Source organism: Janthinobacterium sp. MP5059B (genome assembly GCF_001758645.1).
In the GTDB taxonomy this organism is placed as follows: Bacteria; Pseudomonadota; Gammaproteobacteria; order Burkholderiales; family Burkholderiaceae_D; genus Janthinobacterium; species Janthinobacterium lividum.
The window spans coordinates 72324-91689 of the sequence record NZ_LRHX01000007.1 but is presented as its reverse complement, the minus strand read 5'-3'; the positions used below and the strand labels follow the sequence as shown (position 1 = coordinate 91689).

Genomic DNA, 19366 nt, shown 5'->3' with positions numbered 1-19366 from the left:
AGGAAGCAAGTCATGGACCTGGAACGGGCGAAGCAAGTGTGCCGCGGCTTTCCCGGCGCGACAGAAGACATCAAATGGAGCAACGTGCTGGCGTTTTCCGTCGGTGGCCGCCTGTTCGCCCTGTGCGGCGCGGAAGCGCACAGCACGCGCGGCATGAGCTTCAAGGTCGATGCGGAACGCTTCCTGGAATTGACGGACCGTCCCGGCTTTCGCCCGGCGCCCTACCTGGCGCGGGCCAAATGGGTGCTGGTCGCCAGTCCCGACGCCCTGGACGACGATGAAATGGCCGCCCTGCTGCAGCGCTCATACAGCCTGATTGTGGCGGGGCTGACGAAAAAAATGCAACGTGACATTGGAGAATCAGCAACATGACCGATACGCTCGACAGTCTGGAAGCACGCGCCCCCGAAGCGCGCGAACGCGAATTGATGGCCGGCCTGCCGCAGCTGATCGCGCGCGCGCAACAGGCGCCGGGCTGGGCCCGCATCCTCGATGGCGTCAACGCAGCCGACATCACCAGCCGCGCCGCGCTGGCGCAGCTGCCCGTGACGCGCAAGTCCGACCTCAAGCAATTGCAGCACGACGCGCTGCCGTTCGGCGGCTTGAACACGACGCCAAAAAACGCCCTGTCGCGCGTCTTCGTCTCGCCCGGCCCCATCTTCGATCCGGAAGGCCGCGGCCCTGACTGGTGGCGCTTCGCGCGCCCCATGTATGCGGCCGGCGTGCGCGCTGGCGGCTTGCTGCAAAACTGTTTTTCATATCACTTCACGCCAGCCGCCTTCATGGTCGAAGGAGGCGCCGCGCGCCTGGGCTGCACCGTCATCCCGGCCGGCATCGGCCAGACGGAAATGCAGGTGCAGGCGATGGTCGACCTGAAGCCGGACACGTATATCGGCACGCCGTCATTCCTGAAACTGATCATCGAAAAGGCGCGCGAAATGGGCGCCGACATCAGCAGCGTCACCAAGGCCGTGATGGGCGCCGAAGCCTTGCCCGAATCCCTGCGCAGCTGGTTTGCCGCGAACGGCGTGCCGCACGTGTTCCAGACCTATGCCTCGGCCGACATCGGCAGCATCGCCTATGAAACGGCCAGCAATGGCAAGCTCAATCCGGGCATGGTGATCGATGAAAACGTGCTGCTGGAAATCGTCCACCCGGGCAGCGGCATTCCCGTCGCGCCGGGCGAAGTGGGCGAAGTGGTCGTCACCGTCTTCAATGCCGACTATCCGCTGATCCGCTTCGCCACGGGCGATCTGTCGGCCGTGCTGGTCGATACGCCGGAGTCGCCGTGCGGCCGCACGAATACGCGCATCAAAGGCTGGATGGGGCGCGCCGATCAAACCACCAAGGTGCGCGCCATGTTCGTGCATCCGTCGCAGGTGCATGAAATCACGCGCCGCCACCCGCAAATCAAAAAGGCGCGGCTGGTGGTATCGGGACGCATGGCCAACGACGAGATGACTTTGCATTGCGAAGTCGACGATCCGACGGACGCCAGCAGCGTGGAAGCCATCATCGGGTCGATCCGCGAACTGACCAAGCTGCGCGGCGACGTGCTGCTGGTGGCCACGGGCAGCCTGGCGCAGGATGGGAAAATAATCGACGACATGCGCGATTACAAATAAGGCCGATTTGCGGGATAATACCGGCATTGACCATCAGCCCTATTCATCGCCATGCAAGAGTCCATGCAAGAATTTCATCACAACCGTGCCCGTGACCTGATCAAGAACGCGGAACTGCTGTTCGACCAAGACGCCGTGCAGGCGTCGATCACGCGCATGGCCGATGTGCTCAACACGCGCTTCAACGCCGAGGACTCGAAAGAGTTCCCGCTGGTGCTGGGCGTGATGGGCGGCGCCGTCGTATTTACGGGCAACCTGCTACCACAGCTGAGCTTTCCGCTCGAATTCGACTACATCCACGTGAGCCGCTACGGCGACGACGACAAGGGTGGCGAAGTGGTGTGGAAAGTCATCCCCCGCTCGAATGTAGCGGGCCGCACCGTGATCGTGCTCGACGATATTCTCGACGAAGGCGAAACCCTGGCGCACGTCAAGCAGCGCTTGCTGGACATGGGCGCCTCGGAAGTGATCCTGGCCGTGTTCGCCGACAAGGCCATCGGCAAGAAGAAGCCCGTGCAAGCCGACATCGTCGGCCTGGTGATCCCGAACCGCTTCGTCGTCGGCTTCGGCATGGATGCGTATGGCTATTGGCGCAACCTGCCGGGGCTGTGGGCCATCAAGCCTGAGGATTTGAAGCAGCAGTGATTCATGATGGTTGTCGGATTACGCTGCCCTAATCCGACCTACGCCACCAGGTTCGAGTAGGTCGGATTAGCGCGCAGCGCGTAATCCGACATCCTCACCAACGTTACAGCTTCAACCGCGCGCGCGCCGCATCGTATTCAGCCTTCAGGCGCGCCACCATCTCTTCCACGCTCGGCACGTCATCCATCAAGCCCACGCCCTGGCCCGCGCCCCAGATGTCGCGCCAGGCCTTGGCGCTGCCGGAACCGAAATTCATGGCGCTCTTGTCCGCTTCGGGCAGCGCTTCCGGATCGAGACCGGCCGCTTCGATCGATTTTTTCAGGTAATTGCCGTGCACGCCCGTAAACAGGTTCGTGTAGACGATGTCGGCCGCGCTGGAATCGACGATGGCGTCGCGGTAGCCATCGCTGACGTTCGATTCCTTGGTTGCCAGCCAGCGCGAGCCGATATAGGCAAAGTCCGCACCCATGGCTTGCGCGGCCAGCACGGCGTCGCCCGTGGCGATGGAGCCGGACAGCGCCAGCGGGCCGTCGAAGAATTTGCGCACTTCGCCCACCAGGGCGAACGGCGACAAGGTACCCGCATGGCCGCCGGCACCCGTGGCCACCAGGATCAGGCCATCGACACCCGCTTCCAGCGCCTTTTTCGCGTGGCGGATCGAGATCACATCATGCAGCACGATGCCGCCATAGCTGTGGATGGCGTCGAGCATTTCCTTGGGCGGCGCGCGCAGCGAGGAAATGATGATGGGGATCTGGTGTTTCACGCACACTTCCACGTCATGCGCCAGGCGGTCGTTCGACTGGTGCACGATCTGGTTGACGGCGATCGGCCCGACTTTTTTATCCGGATTGGCGGCCTGGAAGGCGGCCAGTTCGGCCTGCAGCTCCGTGAGCCAGGTATCGAGCAATTCGGCGGGACGCGCATTCAGGGCCGGGAAGGAACCGACGATGCCGGCCTTGCACTGCGCCGCGACGAGAGCCGGGCCGCTGGCGATGAACATCGGCGAGGCGATAACGGGTAAGGAGAGGTTTTGCAACGCAACAGGCAATGCCATGGCGGACTCGCTGGAAAGTTGATCGGGATGAGAAACACACTGAACGTTGATTATAGTTCAGAAAAAGTACGGTCGTGCTGAATTTATCACCTATCCGTTTCAGCCATCATTAAGCAAGTACTCACCCTCGACCCGCGCCGCCGTGGCTCTCACCAGCTGCGACACGGCCCACTCGGCCAGCGCAGCCGCCTCCTGGCGCAGGAAGCGCCGGTTGGCCTCTTCGAAGATGGGCATGCCGCGCAACAGGGCCGGTATCTCGGCGAGGGCGATGCGCTGGCGTTCCAGCAGCAGGAATTTCAGCAGCACTTTCACCGCGTTCTGCGCATTGCGCACGGGGTCGGACGCCAGGTAATCGAGGCGAGAATAGGCACGCTGCAGGGCGCCGGCGGCATCCTGGAAAGGCCGTCCGTGGCCAGGGATCACCACGCGCACGTCCAATCCGGCGATCAGGTCCAGGGTGGCGCGCGCCTCAGCAAAACCGGAGCCGCCATCGAGTTCCGGGAAGATCACGCCAAAGCCGTTTTCCCACAGGGCGTCGGCGGAGATCAGGATGCCCTCGTCGGCGCAGTAAAAAATCAGCGAGTGCGGATCGTGGCCAGGCGCGCCCAGCGCTTGCCAGGCCATGTCACCCAACGTCAACGTGTCGCCGGGTGAGACGGTGGCGTCAAAGCCGAAACGCGGACATTGCTGGCCCGTGGCCTGAAAACTCAGGGCATCGACATCCCACGCGCGCACCTTGTCCGCTTCCGACACGGGAATGGCCGTATGGCAGCCGTATTGCGCTTGCAGCAGCGCGTTGCCGCCGCAATGGTCGGAGTGCAGATGGGTGTTGAACAGGCGGTCCAGCGGACGGCCAGCGAGACTGTGGCGCAGCAGGGCCACGGTTTGCGGCGCGTGCGTGACATAGCCGCTGTCGATCAGCGCCGTGTCGTCCCGGCCCTGGAACAGGATGTTATTCGACGAGAGCCAGCCGCGTTCGAACACCTGCATGGCCTCGGGGAACAGCGCTGGCGATCGCGGCATGGCTTCCTCAGTAGTCGGGCTCGAAATCGAGCAGGGATTCACGTCCTGGCAATTCGGCCCACACGGCGCGCTTGAAGTCGTCGTCGGCCTTGCTCCAGGCGATGATCTCGTCGAGCGTGCGCAAACAGCCTTCGCACAAGCCGCTGTTGCGGTTCATCTTGCACAGGCTGACGCAGGGCGACGGCACTGGCGATGGCAAGGGGAGCGGAACGGCGGGCGGAGGTGGGGGAGCGACCATCATGGAGCGGCATCGGTGTAGGTACAGGCTTGCATTATGCCGCGAAACCGTGCCGGCGAGTCGGTGGCATCGCCATGCAATGTTTCTGTGAATATATTTTCAAGCAAAAATATGATCAAAAAACCATCTTCCGGAAATTTATTTTGCAGCCCATTCTCACTCTGCGAGTACCCGTCCTACAACACGATCAGGTCAAATCCTGCTTGACTTGAGATATTTCACAACTATACTACCATCCATACAGATGGCAATTGGATGCCACGTGGAGTTTTTGGAGAGATATGGCCAAGCAAGACAGCAAGCCCAAAATTGGGGAATCCGAGAAAATCACGATCAACCTCGGCTTGATCGACCTGGGGCAGATCGATCTGCTGGTCCAGGAGGGATTTTATTCCAACCGCACGGATCTGATCCGTACGGCGATACGCAACCAGCTGGGTATCCACGCCGACGTGGTGAAACAAACCGTCGCCCGTAAAAGCCTGGTATTGGGCATGCAGCACTATTCGCGCGCCGACCTGGAAGCGATCCAGGCAGCCGGCCAGCGCCTGCAGATACAGGTGCTGGGACTGGCCAGCATCGCCAGCGACGTCTCCGTGGAACTGGCACTGGCCACCATCGAGTCGATTTTCGTATTAGGTGCCCTGCACGCCAGCACCGTCGTCAAGACGGCGCTCGCAGGGCGAATTCACTAGCGTATTGGTTCGCGGCGATGACCCGGCCGATGCGCGGCACCGTTAAGGATGGTCATGAAACTCCCTCTCAACATATTGGCGCAGATGCGCGCAGCAACCCGTAATCTGATGGGCAGCGGTCCCGCCGCCGCCACCGAAGCGATCCAGCAGGCGCTGTCTGCCGCCGGCCTGGCACCGCAGGCGGCAGCCACGCAAGCGCCGCCGCCGCAGACCATGCGCGATATTAATCCGCCACCACCAGCGCAAGCCCGAGCCCGAGCCGAACAGCCGCAAGCTGCCGCCGCGCCAGAAACGCCTGATGCGCCGCCCACGCCCGCGCAAGCGGCGCAGGACTTCGCGCAGGATTTCATGGCGCGCCTGGGCGTGCCGGCCGGCCTGGGCCAGCACAGCTTCGACATGCCCAGCTTCGAGCTGCCGAATTTCCATCCGCCCGGCTTCAACGCGCCGGCCACCACGCCGGCGGAGGTGCCCGCTGGCGCGCAGTTCATCGACGGCGTGTACCGCAACCATGCGGGCACGCGCTCCTACAAGCTGTATATCCCCAGCAGCTACCACGGCCAGGCCATGCCGCTGATCGTCATGCTGCACGGCTGTACGCAAAATCCCGACGATTTCGCCGCCGGCACGCAGATGAATGCGCTGGCAGAAGAAAAGGAATGCTTTGTCGTCTACCCGGCGCAGACGCAGGGCGCCAACAGTTCGCGCTGCTGGAACTGGTTCAATGCCATCGACCAGCAGCGCGACCAGGGCGAACCGTCGCTGATCGCCGGCATCGCCCGGCAAGTCATCGACGACTACCCGGTAAATGAACGCGAAGTGTTCGTCGCCGGCCTGTCGGCTGGCGGCGCCATGGCCGTCATCGTCGGTACCCTGTACCCGGACCTGTTTGCTGCCGTCGGCGTGCATTCGGGCCTGCCGTTCGCCTCGGCGCAGGACTTGCCGTCGGCACTGGCAGCCATGAAGGGCGGCGCCATGCCCAATGCCCAGCGCAAAGCGCCGGCGGGCGGCGTGCCCATCATCGTTTTCCACGGCGACCGCGACACCACCGTCAACCCGCGCAATGGCGATGAACTGATTGCCCAGGGCGTGCGCAGCCAGGCGGGCGGCAAAGCGGCCAAGGCCGCATCCATCGACGGCAGCGTGCCGAATGGCCACCGCTACACGCGCACCACGCACAGCCAGGCCGATGGCTCGCCGCTGGGCGAACACTGGGTCATCCACGGCGCCGGCCATGCCTGGTCCGGCGGCAGCAATAACGGCAGCTACACGGATGGCAAGGGGCCGGACGCCAGCCGGGAGATGCTGCGCTTCTTCAAGACGGTCAGCTAATCCGTCAGCTGATGTTTTCGGTGTATGGCGCGATCTGCCGCTGCTTGTCGGCGATCTCGCACACGCCGTCGGCGTAGCGGTGGGAGATGGCGATGAACTGGTCCTGGATCTGCAGGAAGGCGTCGACGATCTCGGCGTCGAAGTGCGAACCGCGCCCCTCGACGATGATCTGCACGGCCTGCGCATGGTCCATGCCCTGCTTGTAGATGCGACGGCTGATCAGGGCGTCATACACGTCGGCCAGCGCCATCAGGCGCGCCGAAATCGGGATGGCTTCGCCAGCCAGGCCTTGCGGATAGCCGCTGCCATCCCACTTTTCATGGTGGCTGTAGGCGATCTCTTTCGCGTACTTGAGAAAGTCCACTTCGATGCCCAGCTCGTGCTCGGCCGCCAGGATGGCGTCGCGCCCGAGCGTGGTATGGGTTTTCATGATGGCCATTTCATGCGGTTCGAAACGCCCCGGCTTGAGCAGGATATGGTCGGGGATGCCCACCTTGCCGATATCGTGCAGCGGCGCCGTCTTGAACAGCAGTTCGATATTCTTGTCCGTCAAAAAATCGCGGAAACGCGGCAAGCCGCGCACCTTCTCGGCCAGCGCCTTCAGGTAATGCGAAGTGCGGCGGATATGGTTGCCTGTCTCGCTGTCGCGCGTTTCGGCCAGCGACGCCATGGCGTGAATGGTGACGTCCTGTAGCGCGGCCACTTCCTGCACCCGGCGCTCCACTTCCGTTTCCAGGTAATGATTCTGGTCGCGCAAGAAATCCTGCATCTGCTTCATCGCCAGCTGCGTCTTGATGCGCGCCAGCACGATGGGCGCTGAAATCGGCTTGGTGATGTAATCGACGGCGCCCAGGGCCAGGCCCAGCTGCTCGTCGGCCACTTCGCTCATGGCGGTGACGAAAATCACGGGGATGCCGGCCGTGGCGGGATCGGCCTTCAGCGCGCGGCACACATCGTAGCCGCTCATGCCCGGCATCATGATGTCGAGCAGGATCAGGTCGGGCTGGTCGCTGCCGGCGGCGATCTTCAGGGCGCGCTCGCCATTGACGGCGATCTTGGTGCGGTAATCGTCTTCCAGCACCGCGCGCAGCAGGTCGATATTGTCTGGCGTGTCGTCGACCACCAGGATGGTTGGCTTGCTTGCCGGCGCTTTCATGCCCGTCCTTCGCTCTGCATAGTTATCCTTGTCACAGTGTCAGCTCCAGCGCATCGGCCACCTCGCCCAGCTGCGCCAGCGCACCTTCGAAATCGTATTGTCCCAGCATGCGCTTCAACTGGCGCGCGTGTTCCGCCTGCCCGGCCGCGACCAGCACGGGGCCGATGCCGTCCAGGTGCTTGACGGCCTGCGCATCGTCCTGCAGCAGCAGCTGCGACAGTTCGCGCAAGCCCGCTTCCAGGTGCGCCCGGTCCACCGGCGCCGCCTGCGCCACCGCCGCGCCGCCCGCCTCGGCCACATGGCCGCGCGACTGCATCGCCAGCACGATCTTCGGCACCAGTTCGTCAAGCGCCAGGGTGCAGGCGGCCAGCGCCTGCGGCAAGCCGTCGTGCGAGCCCAGGCTGAGCAAGTGCTCGACCCGCGCGGCGCTGTCGGCCAGGCCGCCGGCGCCGATATTGCCGGCCAGGCCCTTCAGGGTATGCGCTTCGCGGATCGCGGTTTCCAGCTGATTGTTCTCGATGGCGGCAACGATGCGCTGCATCGCATCGAACTGGGTTTCCACAAAACGCTCCAGCAATTTTCGCATCAAAGCGGCATTGCCGCCCACGCGGCGCATGGCTTCCGCCATTTTCAGGCCGGCGATCACGGGCAGTTCCACTTCCGGCTGCGCCACCACCGCCGTCATTTCCTGCGGCGTGGCCGGCGCGATCCAGCGCGCCAGGGTACCGAACAGCTGCGCCACGTCGATCGGCTTGGCGATGAAATCGTTCATGCCGGCGTCCAGGCATTTTTCCTTGTCGCCCACCATGGCGTTGGCCGTCATGGCGATCACGGGCAAATTCGAATAACGGGGATCCTGGCGCAGCTTGCGCGTCGCCTGGTAGCCATCCATCACCGGCATCTGGCAATCCATCAGCACGCCGTCATAGGCGTTTTCCTCGATCTTCGCCAGCGCGATGGCGCCATTGCCCGCGATATCGACGCGGATGCCGGCGTCGTTGAGAATATGCTGCGCCACTTCCTGGTTCACTTCATTATCCTCCACCAGCAGCAGCCAGGCGCCGCGCAGGGCGCGCTCGTCGTCGCGGTAGCTGCTCTGGCGCTGCGTCTTGCGGCTCTGTCCCGTCACGCCGCCAAACACGAACGCTATCTGGTCGAGCAGGGTCGAGGCGCTGATCGGCTTGTTCAATACGCCGTCGAGCGGCAAGTCGCGCTGGCGCGCAGCTTCCAGCAGCGCTTCCCGATGGAAGGCCGTGACCATGATGCAGGCCGGCGTCGCATCGATGCCGGCGGCATCGGCACGGATGCCGGCCAGGGTATCGAGGCCGTTCATGCCCGGCATTTTCCAGTCCATCAGCACCAGCCCGTACGGACGCCCCTCGGCGCGCGCCTGCGCCACGGCGCCGATGGCCAGCACGCCGCCAGACACGGCACGCGCCTCGAAGCCCAGCGCCGTCAGCATGCTGACGAAGATTTCACGTGCACTGGGGTTGTCGTCGACCACCAGCACGCGCAAGCCCTCAAAGCGCTGCGGAGCAAGCAGACTGTCGCGCGGCACGGCGGCCAGGCCGAAGCGGGCCGTAAAGAAAAAGGTGCTGCCCACGCCCGCTTCGCTGACCAGGTCGATCTCGCCTTCCATCATTTCCACCAGGCGCTTGCTGATGGTCAGTCCCAGGCCCGTTCCGCCATGGTGGCGCGTGGTGGAGGTGTCGGCCTGGGTAAATGCCTGGAACAATTTGCTGCGCTGGGGCGGCGTCAGGCCGATGCCCGTGTCGCGCACATCGACGCGCAAGACAGCCGCATGTTCTTCCAGCTGCTGCAGGCGGATGGTGACGACGATCTCGCCCTTGTCCGTAAATTTGATCGCATTGTTGGTCAGATTGATCAGCACCTGGCCCAGGCGCAGCGGGTCGCCCTGCAATGCGTTCGGCACGTCGGGGGCGATGTCGAACAGCAGTTCCAGGCCCTTGTCCTGCGCCCGCATCACGGACAGGTCGGCGATCTGCGCCAGCACGTCCTCGAGGAAGAAATCGACTTTTTCAAAGGCCATCTTGCCCGCCTCGATCTTCGAGAAATCGAGGATGTCGTCGATGATGGCCAGCAGGTTCTTCGACGCCGATTCCACCTTCTCCAGGTAGTTGCGCTGGGTCGACGTGAGCTCCGTCTGCAGCGCCAGGTGGGTCATGCCGATGATGCCGTTCATCGGCGTGCGAATTTCATGGGACATATTCGCCAGGAAGTCCGACTTCATCTTGGTCGCATCCTCGGCCACCTCGACGGCGTGGCGCAGGTCCTGTTCCACGGCCAGGCTGGTGCTCATGTCCTTGAGCGCCTGCAGCAGTTCGCCCGTCTCGTCGCGCGACGTCACTTCGATGACGGAACTGAGGTCCCCATTGGCCACGCGCGTGGCGATCGCCACCGCCTCGCCCAGCGGACGCGTGATCGAGCGCGCCGACCAGGCAAAGGCAAGGCCCGTCAGCAGGGCCGCCAGACCGATGCCGCCCATCAGCAGCAGCGAGGTGTCGATGTCGTTGCGTATCCTGGCCGCGCTGTCGCGGATCTGCTGCTGCTGCAGATCGTCGAGCTGGCCCACGTACAGCAGCACCTTTTCCAGCACCGGCAAGGTCTGCGTCTGCATGGCCTGCTCGGCGCGCGCATCCTCGCCGCGCTCGACCAGTTCGAACATCGTCTGGAGCGACACATAGTAGCCGGCGCGGGCCAGGTGCATCTGTTCCAGCAGGCGCCGTTCGTCGGGCCGCGCATCGAGACCGTCGAGGATGCGCACCTGCTCATCGATGTCTTGCTTGATCGCTTCCAGGCGCGCCTGGTTCGCCTGGCGCAGCGCCAGCTCGTGCTGGTTCGGCAGGTTGCCGATGCGCGTGGCGGCCTCGCGCGCCAGCCCATGGATCTTGCTGGTGGCCTTGGCGGCGACCCAGTCGCGCTGCAGGATATCGTCGGTCTCGGCGCGGATGGCATAGATGCGGCTACCCGCCAGGACGATAACAACCAGCATCAGCACGATCAACATGGCATAACCGGCATTGATGCGCACGCCGATACTGATATCCCTGAAGCGCATGACTTTCCTATAAGAAATTCTTGAAAATCGAAGTCTGAACGTATTCCCCTACAAAATGCAAGGTCTTTTGCAAAGGAAAAAGCGTGCCGCGGCTCTTATTTGGCCGGCGTTGCTGCCGGGGGCGTCAAGGTGGCGATGTGGGCTTGCAGGCAGGCGGGGCACCAGCAGCCGACGGCGAGGCTGCCAGGCACGGGAACGGCCGGCGGCAGGGCCACGCACCAGCAGGGTTCCTTGGCGGCCGGATCGAGCTGGCCACACTGGAAGGTGGCGCCGCAGAGAGTGCACTGGCTCATGGCTGTGTGTGAATTGGCAAGTGTGTGTCATGCTGCGCCGGCATGCGACGCAGATGTAACTGGCAGTAAAAGGGCTGGCTGGGGGACATATCGGGCCAGACTATAGGATCATCAGGGAAAATACAACAAGATCGCCCTATAATGCCTCCAGGATTTTCTTCTTCCCTGTAAAATCGCACAAATCTATTTTCCGGACTCGCCATGAATCAACTAGCTAACTTGAACCTGGACATGAATGACGACTTGACGGCGGTGTCGCCGCAAATCAAGGCGCAGATTCTGGCCGAGGCCCTGCCATACATCCGCAATTTCCATGGCAAGACCATCGTCATCAAGTACGGTGGCAATGCCATGACGGACGAACGCCTGAAGCACGGCTTCGCGCGCGACGTCATCCTGCTCAAGCTGGTCGGCATGAACCCGGTCGTGGTGCACGGCGGCGGACCGCAGATCGACAACGCGCTGAAGAAAATCGGCAAGCAAGGCACCTTCGTGCAAGGCATGCGCATCACCGATGAAGAAACCATGGAAGTGGTGGAGTGGGTGCTGGGCGGCGAAGTGCAGCAGGATATCGTCATGCTGATCAACCATTACGGCGGCCAGGCTGTGGGCCTGACGGGCAAGGATGGCGGCTTGATCCGCGCGCGCAAGATGCAGATGCCGGACCGCGAACATCCGGGCGAATTCCTCGACATCGGCTTTGTCGGCGAAATCGACGCGATCAACCCGGCCGTCGTCAAGGCGCTGCAGGACGACGCCTTCATTCCCATCATTTCGCCGATCGGTTTCGGCCAGGATGGCCAGGCCTACAACATCAACGCCGACGTGGTAGCGGGCAAGATCGCGGAAATCCTGAAAGCGGAAAAGCTGATCATGATGACCAACATCGCCGGCGTCCAGGACAAGCAGGGCAACCTGGTGACCGACCTGTCCGCGCGCGAAATCGACGAGATGTTCGCCGATGGCACGATCTCGGGCGGCATGCTGCCGAAGATCTCGTCAGCGCTCGACGCCGCCAAGTCCGGCGTCAACACGGTGCACATCATCGACGGCCGTATCGAACACTCATTATTGCTGGAAGTGTTGACCGAGCAGGCTTTTGGTACTATGATCCGTTCGCACTAAAAAAATCGCAACGCATCACAGCGAGTAGTTTGGCGGCGCAGATCACCTGGCGCCGCTTTTAATTTGCCCTTGTAGCTCAGTGGTAGAGCACTCCCTTGGTAAGGGAGAGGCCACGTGTTCGATCCACGTCAAGGGCACCAACTATATCTCCCCGCAGCTGAAAAAATGTCCATGGCGGCGTTGTCCTTCCTCGCCGTACATGCGTACTGTCTTCGTCAGTCCGCCTTGCCCTGAACACTTTTCCATCTGCTCTGCCGCGTGTTTTGCGCGGCGGAGCTAGCGTCATCTATTCTTCCTGCTGTCGTTAAAACTAATAAATCCGTTCGACTTTCAAGCCCTTCTGACGCAATAAATCCGGCACGCTTTTCGTTCCCACCAGGTGCAGCACGCCGATGGCGGCCAGGCTGGACTTTTCGCGCGCCAGGAGTTTGGCGATGCCGTCGGCCAGGGCCGGGTTGCGGCCATCCAGCAACACCTTTTGCACGAACTGGGCGGCGAACGACGGGTCTGTCGCGGCCTTGGCGGCCAGCCTGTCGAAGGCGGCGGCATCGGCCGTGCGCCAGGCGTTGGCGATCTCGCGCGCTTCCTGGCTTTGCTCCTGGTCCTCGATCGACGCTACGCCGTCTTCCAGGAAGCGGCACTGGTCGGCCGGCGACATGGCGCCAAACAGCGCCATCTGGCCTTCCATCGACTCGAGTTCCAGCACGGGGATCTTGCGCGCCTTGGCCTGCTGCGACAGATAATTGTCGACGGCCAGGTCGGAGCGGTAGCCGAGCGTGGAAAATTCGCCGATGGCCAGCATGCTGGCCAGCATCCACGGCTTCATCGGCGCCACCGACTCGGCTGGAATGCCGTATTTTTGCAACAGCGGCGCCAGGCGCGGCGCCAGCGTCTGGCGGCAGTCGGCAGGCACTTTGCTGCCCGGCGCTTCCATGCCGTATTTCAGCACGGCGCCCAGGGCGGCACGCGAATCGGCGCCGGGATCGATCTCCAGCGCCAGCGCGCCAGCCTGGTGCAGCGCCTGCGTCACCGTCGGTTCCAGCGGATAAAAATCGGGCGCGCCGACGTGGATGGTGCCGAACAGATACAGGGTGTGGCTGGCATCCTGCACCTTGAACAGGGCGCCCCGGTTTTGCGCCACGGGCGGTGCTTCGGCAAAGGCCGCCGGCAACGGCAGCAAGAATAATCCGCAAAACATCACTATAATCTGGCGTCGCATGGTTTTCCTGATTGTTGAATTTTTCATCTTGCTTATCATCTTGCCTAAAGACTCCTGTGCCTGTGTCCCATCTTAACCGCTCGTCGCCGGTCTGGCTGTTTGACCTCGACAACACGCTGCACAATGCCTCGCACGCCATCTTCCCCACCATCACGGCCAATATGAACACGTATATTGCCCGCGTGCTGGGCGATGGCGTCACGCCGGCCGACGACGCCATCGTCAATGCGGCGCGCGCGGCCTACTGGCGCCGCTACGGCGCCACCTTGCTGGGCATGGTCAAGCACCATCAGGTACAGGCAGCCCATTTTTTTTTTGCACGAGACGCATAGCTTCGACGATTTGCGCGCCATGATACGCGCCGAGCGGGGACTGGGGGCTTTACTCAAACGCCTGCCTGGCCGTAAAATTTTACTCACCAACGCGCCGCTGCGCTATTCGAGCGACGTGATGCGCCACCTGGGCTTGCGCCAGCACTTTGCGCAGCATATCGCCATCGAGGCGATGCATGTACACCGCCAGCTGCGGCCCAAGCCATCGACGCTGATGCTGCGCAAACTGATGCGCAAGCACCAGATCCGCCCTGGCCGCTGCATCCTGGTGGAAGACACCCTGGCCAACCTGAAGGGCGCGAAAAAACTGGGCCTGCGCACGGCCTGGATCACGCAATACCTGAAAATGGCCGATCCGATCGGCGTGGCGAAGTTGCCCAAGGCGTTAAATCGCCCCGCTTACGTCGATGTCAAAGTAAAATCTGTCCGGCATTTGGCACGCCGCCTTCACCGTCTGCGTTGAAGGGGACTCCTGGGCTTCCGCTTGACGCCGGAAGCCGCACCGCTAGCGGCGGTGACGGACCTCCCCATCGAGGCAGCATTTTTTTAACGACAAGAGAAAATATGGCAAGCACACCGCCGGGCCAACGCAGGCTACAAATTCTTCAGGCCCTCGCCGCAATGCTGGAGCAGCCGAAAGGCGAAAAGATCACCACTGCCGCACTGGCGGCCAGACTGACCGTGTCGGAAGCGGCCCTGTACCGCCATTTCGCCAGCAAGGCGCAAATGTTCGAAGGGCTGATCGAATTCATCGAGTCGAGCGTCTTCGGCCTGATCAACCAGATCGCGGAAAAGCACAGCGACGGCATGACGCAAACACGCGACATCATCGGCATGCTGCTCAATTTCGCCATCAGCAATCCGGGCATGACGCGCGTGCTGATCGGCGATGCGCTGGTCAATGAGGACGAGCGCCTGCAAGTGCGCATGAACCAGTTCTACGACCGCGTGGAACTGGCGCTCAAGCAAGCCTTGCGCGTGGCAGCTGCCGAAGGCCATGGCAAGGAAAGCGAAGTGGCGGCGCGCGCCACCCTGATCGTCAGCTTCGTCATCGGACGCTGGCACCGCTACGCCAAGAGCGGCTTCAAGATCAACCCATCCCAGGAAGCGGCGCTGCAAATCGCCATGCTGCTGGGGTAAGTCACCGCCGCGGCTGTCCCCATGCACACCGACTGTTTCGCCCTGCTCGACGACGCCAGCACGCCCGGCGCCGGTTCGCGCCTGTACACGGGCCTGGCGGCAGTCTTGCAGTGCACCGAGGGGCAACAGTGGCCCACCCTGCTCGGGGGGCTGCAAGAGGCCTTGGAACGCGGCCAGTACGCCGTCAGCGTGTGCAGCTACGAACTGGGGGCCCACTTGCTGGGCATGCCACCGCGCGCGGCAGATCCCGGCGCGCCGCCGCTGGCGCAAGTGCTCGTCTTTGAACATTGCACGCAGCTGTCGCAGGATGAGGTGCTGCAGTGGCTGGCCGAACGTACGCCGGCGACGGCAACGCCGGCCGGCATCGCCGGCATCCGCACGAATGTCGACCAGGCGCAATTTACGCAGGCGCTGCACCGCATCCACGACTACATCGTGGCCGGCGACACCTATCAAGTCAACTACACCTATCGTTTGCGCTTCGACGCCTTCGGTTCGCCCCTGGCCCTGTATGCGCGGCTGCGCGCGCGCCAGCCCGTACCGTATGGCGCGCTGGTGATGCTGCCCGATGGCGGCGCCCTGCTGTCGCTGTCGCCGGAGCTGTTCGTGCGCCATGCCCAGGGCGAGCTGATGGCGCGCCCCATGAAAGGCACGGCGCCGGCCGCCCCTGCGGACCAAGTAGCAGAAAACGCGCGCCGCGCCACCGCCCTGGCCAATGATCCGAAGAACCGCGCAGAAAACCTGATGATCGTCGACCTGCTGCGCAACGACATCGGCCGCATCGCCGCCACGGGTTCCGTCAAGGTGCCGGCCCTGTTCGAGGTGACGCGCTACAGCAGCGTGCTGCAAATGACCTCCACCGTGCAGGCGCGCTTGCGCGACGACGCCAGCCTGGCCGACATCTTCCAGGCCTTGTATCCATGCGGCTCGATCACGGGCGCGCCGAAACGCCGCACCATGGAAATCATCGCCGAACTGGAAGCGGCGCCACGCGGCATCTATACGGGCGCCATCGGCTGGTTCGATCCGCCAGCCGCCGGCGCTGCCAACGCGGTGGGCGACTTCTGCATGTCCGTGCCGATCCGCACCCTGGCCCTGCAAGCGGCTGGCCATGGCGGCATCCGGCGCGGCGAGATGGGCGTGGGCGCCGGCATCGTGCTCGACAGCGACCCGCAGGAGGAATTTGCGGAGTGCCAGCTCAAGGCCCGCTTCCTGACGGAGCTGAGCAACGACTTTGAACTGTTCGAAACCCTGCACGCCAGCCGTGCCGGTGGCTGCCGCCAGCAAGAGCGCCACCTGGCGCGCCTGGCCGCCTCCTGCGCCTACTTCGGTTTTGTCTGGAGTGAAAGTGCCGCGCGTGCCGCGCTGCAGGCCGCCTGCGCGGCACGCCCGGACGATGCCCCCTTCCGCCTGCGCCTGGCGCTGCGCCAGGATGGCCAGTTCACGACGCAAAGCGGCGCGCTCACCGCCTTGCCGGACACGGTCAACATCCTGTTGGCGCCCGACGCCACCGTGGCGGACGACCTGTTCCTGCGCCACAAGAGCAGCGTGCGCGCGCGCTATGACGCGGCCTGGCGCGCGGCCGAGGCGCAAGGCGGCTTCGACATGCTGTTCTTTAACGAACGGGGCGAACTGACGGAGGGCGGGCGCAGCAATGTCTTCGTCCGGCTGGACGGCCGCTGGCATACGCCGCCCCTGTCCTGCGGCCTGCTGCCCGGCGTGCAGCGCGCGGCCATGCTGGCCGATCCCGCCTGGAACGCGCAGGAAACCATCATCACGCGCCCCATGCTGGCACGGGCCGAAGCCATTGTCGTGTGCAACGCGCTGCGCGGGGCGTTGCCAGCACATATTATCGCTAGCGCCTGAAACCGTTCAGGGCAAGGCGCATTGCCGAAGGCAGTGCAACTGCACGACGAGGCATTGCAACGCCGCCATGGACTCCTGAAACAGTTCAGGGCAAGGCGCATTGCCAAAGGCAGTGCGAACTGCACGACGAGGCACTGCAACGCCGCCATGGACTGTTTCAGCCGCTAGAGATCCACCTGCATTTCATAACCGCCGTAGATCATCCGCTTGCCATCGAACGGCAGCTTGGCCGGATCCATCATCTCGGCCAGACGCGGATCTTTCATGACCTTGTCGTTGATTTCATCGCGCTTGGCGCGTGACGCATACACGATCCATGAAAACACCACCACTTCGCCATCCTGCAAGTCCACCGCCTGCGGGAACGAGGTCAGCTTGCCTGGCTTGACATCGTCGCCCACGCATTCGCGAAATTCCAGCGCGCCGTACTCGCGCCAGACGGCGCCGCAACTGCGCGACATGGCCAGGTAGGCATCGAGCTTGGCTTTCGGTACGGGCACCACAAATCCATCGACATACGCCATGATGTTCTCCTTTGTTGTGACAAACGCGAACAACCAGCTTAGGACAATGATGGCAAGACGACAAGCGCAACATTAAAAAAAAGCAGGCGTTCAAGCCTGCTTGCGTCTCGGCAACTTACAGCGCCAGCGCTTTTTCCACCGCGCCGACGAGTTTCTTGTCATCCGGCGTCACCTTGCTGGGGAAGCTTTCCACCACTTTCCCGTGGCGGTCGATCAGGTATTTATGGAAATTCCAGGCCGGCGTCTTGCCCGTCTGCTTGATCAGGTCCACATACAGCGGGTTCGGCGCGGGACCGGAGACGACGGACTTCGCAAACATGGGGAACTTCACGCCATAGGTGTTGTAGCAGAAATCGGCGATTTCCTTGCTGTTGCCTGGCTCCTGCTTGCCGAAATCGTTCGACGGGAAACCCAGCACCACCAGGCCCTTGCTGCCATACTTGGCGTACAGCGCCTCGAGCCCTTCATATTGATTGGTAAAACCGCAATAACTGGCCGTATTCACCACCAGCACCACCTTGCCCGCGTACTGGCACAGGTTTTGCGGCGCTTCATCCTGCAGGCGGTTGAAGGTTTGCTTGAGGATGGCGGGGCAGGCGGCCGGAGCAGCGGCAGCTGTAGCGGCTTCGGCAGCATGGGCCGGCATGGCCAGGCTGGCACTGGCGGCAAGGGTGGTGAGCGCAAACAGCTGGGCAAGGGTCTTGGACATGAAGGGCACCATGGTTGAACGGAAAAAAACCATTCTATGTCAAACGCCGCGCGCGCGTATGAGACGGACAACAACAGCGATTGCTTGAGCGACATCAACGACAGTGCAGTACTTGCCCAGCGCACAGTTTTTTTACCTATGCTCGGCCTTCCTGTCCCTTTTCTTGCCCTGTGGAGTCGCCATGCCCTTCCCGCACCTGACCGTACTACCCTCCGCCCTGCTGGCTGCCAGCCTGCTCATCCTGGCGCCAGGCGGCGTGCACGCCGCCACGACGGCCAAAGCCGTCAAGCCCGCCGCGACCAGGGACGCCCCCGCCCTGCCCGGCTACCAGGCCGACCTGAGCCAGACCACCGTCTCCGGCCTGTCCTCGGGCGGCTTCATGGCGGCGCAATTTGCCGTCGCCTACTCGGCCACGGTGGCCGGCGCCGGCATCATCGCGGGCGGCCCGTATTTCTGCTCGGGCCAGCCAGGCCGCTTCCCCTACATTCCCTACCTGACGAATGCCCTGACCACCTGCATGAATCCGGGCAGCGCGCAGGTGGCGCCACCCGTGGCCAGCGAATTGCTGCGCGCAGCGAACGATTTTGCGCGCGCCCGCCTCATCGACGACACGGCCAACCTGAAACGCCAGCGCGTGTATCTGTTCAGCGGAACGAAAGACCAGACCGTGACGCGGCCGGTGGTGGAGCAGGTGGGAAAATTCTATGCATTGGCGGGCACGCCGGCCGAGCAGATCCGCTTCGTCGACACGGTCGGGGCAGGCCATGCCATCATCACGGACAACAACCAGGACAAGGCTTGCGACGTAACGGCGTCGCCCTTCATCAATGACTGCGACTTCGTGCAGGCCCGCGACATCCTGCAGCACCTGTATCCGGACCTGCAACCGTCGTCGACCACGCTGACGGGCAAGTTGATATCCTTCAATCAACGCAGCTTCATCCAGAGCGCGTACTCCAGCATGAACAATACGGGCTACGCCTACATCCCGAAAGCCTGCGACAGCGAGAGCTGCCGCGTGCATGTGGTGTTCCACGGTTGTCTGCAAACGACGCAGGCCATCGGCGACCGTTTCTATACCAGCACCGGCTACAACCAGGTGGCGGACGCCAACAAGATCATCGTGCTGTATCCGCAGGCCGAACCGAGCCCCGTCTACCCGTACAACCCGAAAGGCTGCTGGGATTTCTGGGGCTACACCAGCATCAATCCGATCGACCCGGATTTCTACCGCAAGAGCGGCACACAGATGGAAGCGGTCAAGGGCATGCTCGACCGCCTCGCCGCGCGCCGCGGCTCGCGCTAGGCGAC

General features: G+C 63.1%; 18 protein-coding genes, 1 tRNA gene and 1 pseudogene. 11 read left to right on the top strand and 9 right to left on the bottom strand.

The genetic code is table 11. The annotated features are described in order from the left end of the window. Positions 1-12 precede the first annotated feature (12 nt). From JAB1_RS10890 to JAB1_RS10880, 3 genes are all read left to right on the top strand, one after another. Positions 13-372 carry an MmcQ/YjbR family DNA-binding protein gene (locus JAB1_RS10890; protein WP_034783779.1) on the top strand — a complete coding sequence of 120 codons (360 nt, stop codon included), beginning with the start codon at positions 13-15 and terminating at the stop codon, positions 370-372. Then, positions 369-1625, top strand: a complete 1257-nt coding sequence (locus tag JAB1_RS10885; protein WP_070279956.1) for an AMP-binding protein — start codon at positions 369-371, stop codon at positions 1623-1625. The genes JAB1_RS10890 and JAB1_RS10885 overlap by 4 nt, the downstream gene beginning before the upstream one ends. A gap of 63 nt (positions 1626-1688) precedes the next feature. Then, entirely contained in the window at positions 1689-2270 is a 582-nt protein-coding gene (locus tag JAB1_RS10880; protein WP_070279955.1) for a hypoxanthine-guanine phosphoribosyltransferase, read from the top strand. A 103-nt stretch (positions 2271-2373) separates the two neighbouring features. Here the strand turns inward: JAB1_RS10880 and JAB1_RS10875 are convergent, their stop codons facing one another. The 3 genes from JAB1_RS10875 to JAB1_RS10865 form a co-directional block, all read right to left on the bottom strand. Continuing rightward, positions 2374-3327 (bottom strand): nitronate monooxygenase family protein, encoded by a 954-nt coding sequence (locus JAB1_RS10875; RefSeq protein WP_070279954.1) that lies wholly within the window; start codon positions 3325-3327, stop codon positions 2374-2376. A gap of 99 nt (positions 3328-3426) precedes the next feature. After that, the gene (locus JAB1_RS10870; RefSeq protein WP_070279953.1) at positions 3427-4350 is read right to left on the bottom strand and encodes an MBL fold metallo-hydrolase; all 924 of its coding nucleotides are present in this window, start codon (positions 4348-4350) and stop codon (positions 3427-3429) included. Between the two features lie 7 nt (positions 4351-4357). After that, positions 4358-4591 carry a DUF1289 domain-containing protein gene (locus JAB1_RS10865; RefSeq protein WP_232731261.1) on the bottom strand — a complete coding sequence of 78 codons (234 nt, stop codon included), beginning with the start codon at positions 4589-4591 and terminating at the stop codon, positions 4358-4360. A 278-nt stretch (positions 4592-4869) separates the two neighbouring features. Here JAB1_RS10865 and JAB1_RS10860 point away from each other — a divergent pair, with 278 nt between their 5' ends. Both JAB1_RS10860 and JAB1_RS10855 read left to right on the top strand, forming a co-directional pair. Next, complete coding sequence (locus tag JAB1_RS10860) at positions 4870-5283, top strand: CopG family transcriptional regulator (protein WP_034783786.1); 414 nt, start codon at positions 4870-4872, stop codon at positions 5281-5283. Positions 5284-5337: 54 nt separating this feature from the next. Continuing rightward, on the top strand, positions 5338-6612 hold the full coding sequence (locus JAB1_RS10855) for a PHB depolymerase family esterase (protein ID WP_254672053.1): 1275 nt from the start codon (positions 5338-5340) through the stop codon (positions 6610-6612). A gap of 4 nt (positions 6613-6616) precedes the next feature. On the opposite strand, the gene JAB1_RS10850 is transcribed toward JAB1_RS10855, so the two are convergent. The 3 genes from JAB1_RS10850 to JAB1_RS10840 form a co-directional block, all read right to left on the bottom strand. Beyond that, positions 6617-7768: a two-component system response regulator gene (locus JAB1_RS10850; protein ID WP_070279952.1), complete on the bottom strand. Its 1152-nt coding sequence runs from the start codon at positions 7766-7768 to the stop codon at positions 6617-6619. Between the two features lie 31 nt (positions 7769-7799). Beyond that, positions 7800-10847, bottom strand: a complete 3048-nt coding sequence (locus tag JAB1_RS10845; RefSeq protein ID WP_070279951.1) for a response regulator — start codon at positions 10845-10847, stop codon at positions 7800-7802. A gap of 95 nt (positions 10848-10942) precedes the next feature. Beyond that, complete coding sequence (locus tag JAB1_RS10840) at positions 10943-11140, bottom strand: cysteine-rich CWC family protein (RefSeq protein ID WP_070279950.1); 198 nt, start codon at positions 11138-11140, stop codon at positions 10943-10945. A gap of 231 nt (positions 11141-11371) precedes the next feature. Between JAB1_RS10840 and argB the strand changes: the two genes are divergently transcribed. Then, positions 11372-12265 (top strand): acetylglutamate kinase, encoded by an 894-nt coding sequence (gene argB, locus JAB1_RS10835; RefSeq protein ID WP_010393729.1) that lies wholly within the window; start codon positions 11372-11374, stop codon positions 12263-12265. A 65-nt stretch (positions 12266-12330) separates the two neighbouring features. Then, positions 12331-12405 (top strand) — tRNA-Thr (locus JAB1_RS10830). A 170-nt stretch (positions 12406-12575) separates the two neighbouring features. Here JAB1_RS10830 and JAB1_RS10825 read toward each other — a convergent pair. Further along, positions 12576-13445, bottom strand: a complete 870-nt coding sequence (locus JAB1_RS10825) for a TraB/GumN family protein (RefSeq protein WP_254672052.1) — start codon at positions 13443-13445, stop codon at positions 12576-12578. 95 nt (positions 13446-13540) lie between these two features. Here JAB1_RS10825 and JAB1_RS10820 point away from each other — a divergent pair. From JAB1_RS10820 to pabB, 3 genes and pseudogenes are all read left to right on the top strand, one after another. Continuing rightward, a pseudogene (locus JAB1_RS10820) lies at positions 13541-14279 on the top strand (HAD-IA family hydrolase). Positions 14280-14380: 101 nt separating this feature from the next. After that, entirely contained in the window at positions 14381-14956 is a 576-nt protein-coding gene (gene slmA / locus JAB1_RS10815; RefSeq protein ID WP_034752791.1) for a nucleoid occlusion factor SlmA, read from the top strand. Positions 14957-14977: 21 nt separating this feature from the next. Next, positions 14978-16822 carry an aminodeoxychorismate synthase component I gene (gene pabB, locus JAB1_RS10810; protein ID WP_070279948.1) on the top strand — a complete coding sequence of 615 codons (1845 nt, stop codon included), beginning with the start codon at positions 14978-14980 and terminating at the stop codon, positions 16820-16822. 164 nt (positions 16823-16986) lie between these two features. Here the strand turns inward: pabB and JAB1_RS10805 are convergent, their stop codons facing one another. Both JAB1_RS10805 and JAB1_RS10800 read right to left on the bottom strand, forming a co-directional pair. After that, on the bottom strand, positions 16987-17346 hold the full coding sequence (locus JAB1_RS10805) for a DUF1428 domain-containing protein (protein WP_070258351.1): 360 nt from the start codon (positions 17344-17346) through the stop codon (positions 16987-16989). A 115-nt stretch (positions 17347-17461) separates the two neighbouring features. Continuing rightward, entirely contained in the window at positions 17462-18055 is a 594-nt protein-coding gene (locus JAB1_RS10800) for a glutathione peroxidase (protein WP_070280058.1), read from the bottom strand. 181 nt (positions 18056-18236) lie between these two features. Here JAB1_RS10800 and JAB1_RS10795 point away from each other — a divergent pair, with 181 nt between their 5' ends. Next, on the top strand, positions 18237-19361 hold the full coding sequence (locus JAB1_RS10795) for a poly(3-hydroxybutyrate) depolymerase (RefSeq protein ID WP_070279947.1): 1125 nt from the start codon (positions 18237-18239) through the stop codon (positions 19359-19361). Positions 19362-19366 lie beyond the last annotated feature (5 nt).